The sequence below is a fragment of the Stenotrophomonas sp. STEN087 genome (assembly GCF_056759115.1).
Genome location: NZ_JBRRCR010000043.1, coordinates 24,177 through 33,901, shown reverse-complemented (window position 1 = coordinate 33,901; position 9,725 = coordinate 24,177). Strand labels below are relative to the sequence as shown.

General features: G+C 68.8%; 8 protein-coding genes. All 8 read right to left on the bottom strand.

What is annotated here, in order from left to right; all coding sequences use genetic code 11:
- Positions 1-145 precede the first annotated feature (145 nt).
- On the bottom strand, positions 146-919 hold the full coding sequence (locus ACVOK1_RS12710) for a flagellar brake protein (protein WP_481562267.1): 774 nt from the start codon (positions 917-919) through the stop codon (positions 146-148).
- A gap of 163 nt (positions 920-1,082) precedes the next feature.
- Complete coding sequence (locus ACVOK1_RS12705; RefSeq protein ID WP_481562266.1) at positions 1,083-3,323, bottom strand: methyl-accepting chemotaxis protein; 2,241 nt, start codon at positions 3,321-3,323, stop codon at positions 1,083-1,085.
- A gap of 392 nt (positions 3,324-3,715) precedes the next feature.
- The gene (locus ACVOK1_RS12700; protein WP_481562265.1) at positions 3,716-5,716 is read right to left on the bottom strand and encodes a chemotaxis protein CheA; all 2,001 of its coding nucleotides are present in this window, start codon (positions 5,714-5,716) and stop codon (positions 3,716-3,718) included.
- Between the two features lie 53 nt (positions 5,717-5,769).
- The gene (locus ACVOK1_RS12695; RefSeq protein ID WP_070207889.1) at positions 5,770-6,135 is read right to left on the bottom strand and encodes a response regulator; all 366 of its coding nucleotides are present in this window, start codon (positions 6,133-6,135) and stop codon (positions 5,770-5,772) included.
- Positions 6,132-6,440: an STAS domain-containing protein gene (locus ACVOK1_RS12690; protein ID WP_079221799.1), complete on the bottom strand. Its 309-nt coding sequence runs from the start codon at positions 6,438-6,440 to the stop codon at positions 6,132-6,134. Before ACVOK1_RS12690 ends, ACVOK1_RS12695 begins: the two co-directional genes overlap by 4 nt.
- A 126-nt stretch (positions 6,441-6,566) precedes the next feature.
- A complete protein-coding gene (locus ACVOK1_RS12685; RefSeq protein ID WP_481562264.1) occupies positions 6,567-7,919 on the bottom strand; it encodes a chemotaxis protein CheW in 1,353 nt (450 codons plus the stop codon).
- Positions 7,916-8,698, bottom strand: a complete 783-nt coding sequence (locus ACVOK1_RS12680; RefSeq protein WP_481562263.1) for a ParA family protein — start codon at positions 8,696-8,698, stop codon at positions 7,916-7,918. The genes ACVOK1_RS12685 and ACVOK1_RS12680 overlap by 4 nt, the downstream gene beginning before the upstream one ends.
- A gap of 4 nt (positions 8,699-8,702) precedes the next feature.
- On the bottom strand, positions 8,703-9,725 hold the full coding sequence (gene motD, locus ACVOK1_RS12675) for a flagellar motor protein MotD (protein WP_481562262.1): 1,023 nt from the start codon (positions 9,723-9,725) through the stop codon (positions 8,703-8,705).

Sequence of the window (9,725 nt, the reverse complement as noted above, 5' to 3'; positions counted from 1 at the left end):
GCGAGGCTCCATAGCGGCCCCGTGGGTGGTGAGTTTTGGGGGCCCGGTGTGTCTACCACGCAGGGGGGGTACTTTTCGTTCGGGCCGGCCCCGGGCGGGCATGGTGGCCCGGTTGCCGGCCCGCGTCCGGCACTACCGGACGGACTTACATCTCGCCTTTCTGGCGCGCCTTGCGCTGGCGGTCGATGCGGAAGATGTAACGCTGGATGGCGCTGTCGCCACCGCGCGGCAGGTCGTCGAAGCGCATGCCGATGCGCTTGACTTCGATGCCGTTGGGTTGCCGCTGCGGCAGCATGTTGCAGACCACCAGGGGAATCTGCAGGTCCGGGCCATCAGGCATCGACAGCACGGCGTTGTAGCGCTTCTGCAGGCTGAACACAGCGCAGTCGCTGGGCACGGTCACGGCCAGGCCGCCGCCGCTGATGTCGACCACGCGCATCGACAGCGCGTCGCTGCCCACTTCACCGGCGGGCAGGGTCAGCTGCGGCGAATCGGTGATGGGGGTTTCCAGGCGGTACAGCTCGCGCCGCTGCAGGTGCACCAGTTCTTCGGGCAGGGGCGCGCGGAAGGCGACGTGGCCCTCGTTGTCCACCCGCTGCAGGTCCTGCAGGCGGAAGCGCACCAGTACCCGTTCCAGCTGGGCGAAGCAGAGCAGGTGATCGGCCTCTTCGGCGGCGCGGTTGGAGGCTTCCTGCGGGCTGCCATCGAGCAGCAGGAAATCGTCGTCCTCGTCCAGGTCGAGCAGGGCGGTCGGGAAGGAGCGATCACGGCCGTCGATGTGGGCGTTGATCAGCGAACGCTGGTCGATCAGCGAACGCAGCAGCTGGCGCAGCTGGCGGGGATTGCGCACCAGGAAGCGTTCGTCGGCGGCGTCGGCCGCGTGGGCATCGTGCTGGTCGTTGTCGTGGCCGTCGGACATGGAATCTTGGTTCTGGGGCGGGGGCCGACACGCGCTGGCGCGTGGCTTGAAAGAGGTATCGGCCAGGGTCGGCAATTATGAAGTGTGAAATGCATCACTTTCCATAGACGGTGCCGCCGCCTTGATGCGGGTCCGGTCATGCCGCGACCGGACCCGCTGTGGCTCAGAACTCCTGCCAGTCGCCGTCACCGGCCAGCGCAGGCTGCGCCACCGGCTTGCGGGCCCGCGACGGGGCCGGCATGGCAGCTGCGGTGGGCTTGCGCGCGACCGGGCCTGCGGCAACGGCGCGCGGTGCGGGAGCGCTCAGGCCGGGAGTGGCCAGGCGGAAGCGGGCCACGGCCTCGCCCAGCTGCGCGGCCTGGTCTTCCATCGCCCGTGCGGCGGCCGTGGCTTCTTCGACCAGTGCGGCATTCTGCTGGGTGGTTTCGTCCATCTGCACCACGGTCTGGTTGACCTGCTCGATGCCGGCGGACTGTTCCTGCGACGCGGCGGAAATCTCGGCCATGATGTCGGTGACGCGCTGCACCGAGGCGACGATCTCGCCCATGGTGCTGCCGGCCTGGTGGACCAGGCTGGAGCCTTCGGCGACCTTGCCGACCGAGTCATCGATCAGGCCCTTGATTTCCTTGGCGGCGGCGGCCGAGCGCTGGGCGAGGGTACGCACTTCGCTGGCGACCACGGCGAAGCCGCGACCCTGTTCGCCGGCACGCGCCGCTTCCACCGCGGCATTGAGCGCCAGGATGTTGGTCTGGAAGGCGATGCCGTCGATGACCGAGATGATCTCGGCGATCTTCTTCGACGACGCCTCGATGGCCGACATGGTGACGACCACCTGGCCGACCACTTCGCCACCCTGCGAAGCGACACCGTGCGCACCGATGGCCAGCTGGTTGGCCTGGCGGGCGTGCTCGGCGTTCTGCTTCACGGTGGAGGTGAGTTCCTCCATCGATGCGGCGGTCTCTTCCAGGTTGGCGGCCTGCTGTTCGGTGCGGCGCGACAGGTCGCTGTTGCCCGAGGCGATCTCGCCGGCGGCCAGGGTGATGCTGCCAGCGCTGGCCTGGATCTGGCCGACGATCTGGGTCAGCTGGCTGACGGTGGTGTTGGCGTCGTCGCGCATGCGGGCGAACACGCCGTGGAACTGGCCATCCATGCGTGCGGTGAGGTCGCCCTCGGCGATGGCCTGCAGCAGCTGCGAGAGCTGGCCCAGGTTGCCATCGGCCACCTGCATCATCGAGTTCAGCTGCTCGATCATCACCTTGAAGTCATGATCGAAGCGATCGGCATCGCCGCGCTGGCTGAAGTCACCAGCGGCCGCGGCGTTGGCCAGCTGCTGGATCTGGGTGTTGATGGCCAGCAGGCTGGCCTTGGCGGCATCCATCGCTTCGTGCAGGAACGCACGGGTGCCCGGCAGGCGCTGCGCATCCTGGGTCAGGTTGCCCGCGGCGTACTGGTTCAGCACGTCGAAGGCGGCGCGGATCGAATCGAGGTGTTCGAAGATGACGGTGTTGATGCCGCCGGCCAGCTGGCCGTACACGCCGGGGAAGTCTTCCGGGATGCGGTGGCTGATGTCCGGGCCGGCATGCATCTGCGCCATCAGCTGGGTCTGCTCGGAGAAGCGGCGCAGCATGGCGGTCATGTCGCTGGTGGCGGTCAGCATGCGGCCGGCTTCGTCCTTGCTGGTGGCTTGGGTGGTGACGCTGAGGTCGCCGCGGGCGACGGCCTGGATGGCGGTCAGTGCCTTGCCGAGCGGCACGGTGACGGCGCGCGAGATGACCACGGCCAGTGCAGCGGCGACCAGCGACAGCAGCACGATGGTGCCGATGATGGCGATCATGCTGTTGCGGTGGGTGGCGTTGGCGGCGTCGATCTTGCCCTGCATCTGCGTGCCGAGGAAGGCGCTCAGCGCTTTGAGGTCATCGAATGCCTTGCGGCGCGCGGTGCGCGACTGCTCGTCGGAAATCTGCTGGGCCAGTGCGCCATCGCCGGCATCGACCGCTGCACGCAACTTCGCATTCGCTGCGAAGTAGGCATCGACGTTGGCCTTGACCGGCGCGAACAGTGCGCGTTCCTTGTCGCCTGCCGGGATGACGGCATACGCGTCGAGCTGCTCACGGACCGTTCTGGCGGTGTCATCCATGCGCTTGTTGTAGTCGGCCACCTTGTCCGGCTGGTCCAGCATGGTCAGCAGGGCCATTTCATACGTGCGGAACTCGCCCAGCAGCGAGCGCGCCTCGCCCAGATGCTGTACCGACGGGATGTCTTTGGAGGCCATCGCTCCCAGCTGGGCGTTGGCCTCGCTGAGACGGACCAGGGCGAACAGGCCCAGGACCAGGGTCATCAGCGTCGTCAGGGTGAACCCCACGGCCAGCTTGCGGGCGATGGGCAGATCATGGAACCACTTCATGCAGGGTGCTCCGGGTGGGCAGGTGGCCGGCGCACGGGCGCGGGCCGGGGGAGTGCAGAGGGAAACGGTCGTGCCGGTGGGGTTCGGTGACTGCCGTCAAAGCCAGATAGCGGCGTGCTCCGCGCGGACTTTATGGACGGATGTCATATTCGTGTGCGTAGGGTGAATTGGCACGAAAGCCTTGTGGGGCGGGCGCGTTCGCTTGCTTGCATGGTTGCAGTGGAAACTGCCTTCATGACGGAGATCACAGTGCGTGATGCTCGTGTGGGGTCAGAGCCCTTTGCTGCGCAAAGGGATCCGACCCCGGCGTGGCGCGACCCCGGCGCGGCTGCGCGCAAACAAAAACCGCCGCCCCTGCGGGCGGCGGTTCGGGTACAACGCGGTGCGGTGGGTCAGGCGGCCTGCGGCACGCGCAGCGAACGCACCAGGCCACCGATGTCGACGATCAGGGCGACACGGCCGTCGCCAAGGATGGTGGCACCGGACACCCCGCCGATGCGGCGGTAGTTGTTCTCGATGTTCTTCACCACCACCTGCTGCTGGCCGACCAGTTCGTCCACTTCCAGGGCGATCTTCTGCCCATCGCCCTCGACCACCACCACCAGCGATTCGCTGTTGGCGCTGCGGGCGCCATAGCCGTAGTACTCGCTCAGCGACAGGATCGGCAGGTACTCGCCACGCACGCGCAGCACGCGGCCTTCGCCGGCCATGCTGCGGATGTCCTCGGGCTGCGGCTGCAGGGCTTCCAGCACGTAGGCCAGCGGCAGGATCAGGGTTTCACCGGCCACCGCCACGGTCATGCCGTCGAGGATGGCCAGGGTCAGCGGCAGGCGGATCAGCGTGCGCGTACCGCTGCCCAGGCTGCTTTCGATCTGCACTTCGCCACCCAGTGCCTGGATGTTGCGGCGGACCACGTCCATGCCCACGCCACGCCCGGACAGATCGGTTACTGCATCGGCGGTGGAGAAGCCGGGCTGGAAGATCAGGTCCCAGACCTGCGAATCGGTCGGGTTGTCCGGTACGGCCAGGCCGCGTTCGTGTGCCTTGGCCAGGATCTTGTCGCGGTTCAGGCCGCGGCCGTCGTCGCTGACTTCGATGACGATGTGGCCGCCCTGGTGCGAAGCGGCCAGGGTGATCGTACCGGTTTCGTCCTTGCCCGCGTCACGACGCACGTCGGGCATTTCCAGGCCGTGGTCGATCGAGTTGCGGACCAGGTGGACCAGCGGATCGGCGATCTTTTCGATCAGGCCCTTGTCCAGTTCGGTGCCTTCGCCGACGGTGCGCAGGCGCACCTGCTTGCCGAGGCGGGTCGAGAGGTCGCGGACCAGGCGCGGGAAGCGGCGGAACACCGCATCGACCGGCAGCATGCGCACGCCGATCACCGCTTCCTGCAGGTCGCGGGTGTTGCGTTCAAGCTGGTCCAGGCCGGCGAACAGGCTTTCGGCATGCACCGGGTCCAGTGCGTGCGAGACCTGCTTGAGCATGGCCTGGGTGATGACCAGTTCGCCGACCAGGTTGATCAGTGCGTCGACCTTGTCCACGCTGACGCGGATCGAGGTTTCGGCTTCCTGTGCGCCGCCACCACTGGCGGCCGGCGCGGCGGGGGCGGCTGCAGCCACCGGTGCAACGGGGGTGGAAGGGGCAACAACGGGTGCAGCGGGGGCCTGGGTGGCCAGGCTCGGCGGCGCGGCCGGACGGATGTCCAGTTCGCAGTCGTCCAGCACCCAGGCAAAGGTGTCTTCGATCTTGCTGCGCGGCACCTTGCCGACCAGGCCCAGGTCCCACGCCAGGTGGGCTTCGAGCGGGTCGAGCTGGGCGAAGCCGGGCAGGCGCTCCATGCGCGCGGCCACCTGCAGCGAACCCAGGTGTTCCAGTTCGCGGATGATGCGCAGCGGATCGTTGCCGCTCATGAACAGCGACGGCGCCGGGGTGAAGCCGATCTGCCAGGCTTCGGGCGTATCGTCGACCTTGGCTTCGGCAGCGGCCGGAGCGCTGGCGGCCACCTGGCCGGACAGCACCGCTTCCAGGCGCGCCTTCACCGCGGCTACGGCGGCCGGATCAGCGGCCTGGCCGTGCTCGGCTTCGCGCAGCAGGGCGCGCAGCACGTCCACCGAGGACAGCTGCGCGTCCACTGCGGCCGGTTCCAGCGCACGCTTGCCGGCACGCAGCTCATCCAGCAGCGTTTCCAGCACGTGGGTCAGGCCGGCGATCGCATCGAAGCCGAAGGTGCCGGCGCCACCCTTGATGGAGTGGGCGGCGCGGAACACCGAATTGATGATCTCCGCGTCCTGTTGCCCCGATTCCAGGGCCAGCAGGCCGGCCTCCATCGCGTCGAGGCCTTCGCGGCTCTCCTCGAAGAAGGTGGCGTGGAAGCGTTGCAGGTCCATGCTCATGGCAGAGGCAATCCGGAAACGTGGGGTAGGGGCGGTTCAGGGGTGCCGGGCGATCAGCCCAGCACCTTCTGCACGGTGGCGACCAGCTGTTCGGGGTTGAACGGCTTGACCAGCCAGCCGGTGGCACCGGCGGCCTTGCCTTCGGACTTCTTGTCCGCAGCCGACTCGGTGGTCAGCATCAGCATCGGGGTGAACTTGTAGTCCGGCAGCTGGCGCAGCTCGCGGATCAGGCTGATGCCGTCCATGTTCGGCATGTTGACGTCGGTGACCACCGCGTTGAAACGCTGGCCCTTGGCGCGACCGAGCGCGACCGCGCCGTCTTCGGCTTCTTCGACGGCAAAACCGGCCGAGGTGAGGGCGAAGGAAACCATCTGGCGCATCGACGCCGAATCGTCCACCACCAAGATACGTGCGCTCATGCAGCGTTCTCCACAGATTTCAGGTTGTCATGGGGTACGTCCAGGCCCAGGGCCTGGGTGACGCCCAACAGGCGGGCGGCGTCACGAAAGGTTGCAGTGCAACCGTGGAAGCCGGTGCCCAGGCCCGCCTCGCGGCGCGCCTGCACGAACGCACACAGCACCTGCACGCTGGCCGTGTGGATGCGACCGACCTGGCTTGCGTCCAGGGTCAGTTCGCCTGCTTCCGCCACAAGGGGCGAAAGGCGGTTCTTGAGCTCGGTGCTGTTCTCGATGCCGAGATCGTCACCCAGTTCGACAGTGCTCATCGTTGCTCCGGACAAACGGTTCCGAGATCCATAACGGCACCCGGCAGGGGTTCTTTAGGGTTGAATCGATTGGCCGCATATCCACGCGGGCGCGTCCAGTAGGTCCACGCAATGCGTGGATGGGACTCAGGCCAACAACCGGGTCGCATCGAGCAGGATCATCGGTCGCTGGCTGATGCGGGCCACGCCGCGGAACAGCTCGTTGGAGATCTGGCAGATGCGGGCGGTATCGGGCGGCTCGATCTGCGAATCGGTGAGGCTGGCCACGTCCTCGACCGCCGACACGCGCAGGCCGAGGGTTTCACCGTTCTCTTCCAGCACCACGATGCGGGTCTGCGCATCGTCTTCGGCGGTGGCCGCGCCCAGGTGGATGCCCAGGTCCATCACCGGCACCACCTGGCCACGCAGGTTCATGATGCCGAGCATGGCCGGGGCCGTGCCGCGCAGCGGCAGCAGCGGTACGGGCAGCACCACTTCCTGCACCTTCAGCAGTTCCAGTGCATAGGCCTGGGTCCCACAGCGCAGGCGCAGCCAGCGCGAGGTGCGTTCGGCGGCGCGGCGGTTGTGCGGGTTGGCGCCATGCGGCGGCTGGTGGGCCTGCGCCTGCAGTTCCTGCCAGCTGCCGGGGCGGATGCCGGACGGCGCATCGAGGGCAACGCGCGGCGGCGGTGCGACGGCGGCGCGTGCGACCGGCGCAGGGGCAGGGCGCGGCGCTACCGGGATGGGCGCTGCGGGCACGACCGGCGCAGGCGGCGGCACAGCCTCGCCTACGGCGGCGGCCTCGAACGCGGCCTGCAGGGCAGGGCTGTCGGTGTGCGCCAGGCGATGGCTGTCGGCGCTGTCGGTTTCGTAGATCACTTCGTCCGGCAGGTCGTCCCAGGTGGGCTTGGGGGCGTCCGGCTCGGTGGTGGGTTCGGGTACCGCTGCGCTCGCCGGGCCTGGCCCGGCGCTACCGGTGGTGTCGCCGGTCTCGTAGATCACTTCGGCGGGCAGGTCATCCCAGGTCGGTTCTCGTTCGGGCGCCGCTGCGCTCGCCGGGCGCGGCCCTGCGCTACCGGGGGTGTCGCCGGTCTCGTAGATCACTTCGGTGGGCAGGTCATCCCAGGTCGGTTCGCGTTCGGGTGCCGCAACGACGGCGGCGGTTTCGGGTGCCGCTGCGCTCGCCGGGCGTGGCCCGGCGCTACCGGGGGTGTCGCCGGTCTCGTAGATGACCTCGGCCGGCAGGTCGTCCCAGGTGGGTTCGCGTTCGGGCGCCGCGACCACGGCGGCTTCGAAGGCGGCTTCCAGCAGGGCGTCGTCCACGGCGGTTGCAACGGCCGTGTCGCCGGTTTCGTAGATGACTTCGGCTGGCAGGTCGTCCCAGGTCGGTTCGCGCTCGGGCGCAGGCGCGGCGGCGACCGGCGCCGGCGGCGCGGCGACGGCGATGGCCTCGCCCAGCAGCTCGTCCAGATAGTCGTCTAGCACGCCGGGGGTGTTCATGCTGCCTGCTCCAGGGCACGCGCGTCTTCGCCGAGGATCCAGTTCAGCGCACGGCGATAGGCCGCCAGGCCGCGGCCCGGGTAGTCCTCGCCCACGCTGGGCAGGGTCAGGCCGGCGGCATTGCTGATGCGGGTGTCGATCGGGATCGCGTCTTCCCACACGCGGGTGCCGTGGCGGTCCTGCATGGTGCGCAGTGATTCGTTGCCGGCGCGGGTGCGGCGGTCGAACAGGGTCGGCAGGATCGAGATCGGCAGCGGACGGCGGCGCGAGCGCTCGACCATCTCGCCAGTGCGCACCATGCCGTCCAGGCCGTGCAGGGCCAGCGGCTCGGCCTGGGTCGGAATGATCAGGCGGTCGGCTGCGGCCAGCGCGTTGATCATCAGCAGGCCGAGGGTCGGCGCGCAGTCCAGCAGGATGTAGTCGTGCTGGCCCTGGTGGCGGGCCAGCGCGTTCTGCAGCGCCAGGCCAAGCCCGGGCTGGTTGGCGCTGCGCCGTTCCAGGGTGGCCAGCGAGGCCTGCGCGCACACGTAGTCCAGGCTGCCGATGCTGCTGGGGTGGCTCAGCGTGGACAGCTCGGCCGGCGGCGCGCCGAACAGTTCCAGCACGCCGGCCGGCGCCGGCTCGACCGGCACGCCGAAGGCGCGGGTGAGCGAGGCGTGCGGGTCCAGGTCGATCAACAGCACGCGGTGGCCCTGTGCGGCCAGGCCGCGACCGAGGGCGAGGGTGGTGGTGGTCTTGCCGACTCCACCCTTCTGGTTGGCGACTGCCCAGATGCGCATCGGGTTACTCCTTCATTGCCGGGGGAACGGCGGCGCCGACGCGGCTGCCAGCCGGCACCGGCGGCAACTGCACCGGTGCGATGGGGGAAACGGGGGCGCTGCGCGGTGCGGCAGCGGCTTCGGTGGTCGTGCCGGCGGCGGCCTTGCCGCCACCTGCAGCGGCGTTCAGGCGATCGCCCAGCGGATCGACGGCATGGCTGGTGTCGGCCAGGATGATGACCATCACCCGCCGGTTGCGGTTGCGGCCCTGTGCGCTGTCATTGGCGTCGCGCGGGCGGAACTGGCCGTAGCCGACCATGGCCAGCCGCGAGGGCTGCACGCCCTGGTCGGCGAACAGGTGCACCACGCTGGCGGCGCGACCGGCCGACAATTCCCAGTTGGACGGGAAGGTCGCGGTGGCGATCGGCACGTCGTCGGTGTGGCCTTCCACGCGCACGCTGTTGGGCACGTCCCGCAGCACCTCGGCCAGGCTGGCCAGGGTCTGTCGTGCGTGCACGTCCAGCGCGGCCGAGCCGGTCGGGAACAGGATGTCGCTGTTGATCTCGACTTCGATCCACAGCTCGGTGCGGCGCACGCTGATCATGCCGCGGTCGATCAGCGGCGACAGCGCGGCGGTCAGGCGGTCGGCGATGCTGTTGAGCTGGCGCTCGGCGCGCGCGATCTGTTCCTGGTTGTGCACCGAGACCGGCATGCGCATCTGCGAGGCCATCGCCGGCAGCAGGGTGGGATCGTGGGTGGGCGCGGGCGCCGACGGACCGATCTTCGTGCCCGACTTGATCACAGAGGGGCTGTCCCAGCCGCCGCCCTGCACCTGCTTGTTGCCCACCTGCACCGGGTTGATGGTGCGCGGCGCACCACCGAAGGCATCGGTCAGGGCATCGGCCATGATGCGGTACTTGCCCTCGTTGACCGAGGAAATGGCGTACATGACCACGAAGAAGGCGAGCAGCAACGTCATCAGGTCGGCATAGGGGATGGCCCATGCCTCGTGGTTGGCGTGCTCTTCGTGGTGCTTGCGGCGGGCCAT

Bases quoted from the DNA above. Each gene is read 5' to 3' on its own strand.
- ACVOK1_RS12710 (WP_481562267.1), bottom strand. From the start codon at position 919: ATGTCCGACGGCCACGACAACGACCAGCACGATGCCCACGCGGCCGAC.
- ACVOK1_RS12705 (WP_481562266.1), bottom strand. From the start codon at position 3,323: ATGAAGTGGTTCCATGATCTGCCCATCGCCCGCAAGCTGGCCGTGGGG.
- ACVOK1_RS12700 (WP_481562265.1), bottom strand. From the start codon at position 5,716: ATGAGCATGGACCTGCAACGCTTCCACGCCACCTTCTTCGAGGAGAGC.
- ACVOK1_RS12695 (WP_070207889.1), bottom strand. From the start codon at position 6,135: ATGAGCGCACGTATCTTGGTGGTGGACGATTCGGCGTCGATGCGCCAG.
- ACVOK1_RS12690 (WP_079221799.1), bottom strand. From the start codon at position 6,440: ATGAGCACTGTCGAACTGGGTGACGATCTCGGCATCGAGAACAGCACC.
- ACVOK1_RS12685 (WP_481562264.1), bottom strand. From the start codon at position 7,919: ATGAACACCCCCGGCGTGCTAGACGACTATCTGGACGAGCTGCTGGGC.
- ACVOK1_RS12680 (WP_481562263.1), bottom strand. From the start codon at position 8,698: ATGCGCATCTGGGCAGTCGCCAACCAGAAGGGTGGAGTCGGCAAGACC.
- motD (WP_481562262.1), bottom strand. From the start codon at position 9,725: ATGGCCCGCCGCAAGCACCACGAAGAGCACGCCAACCACGAGGCATGG.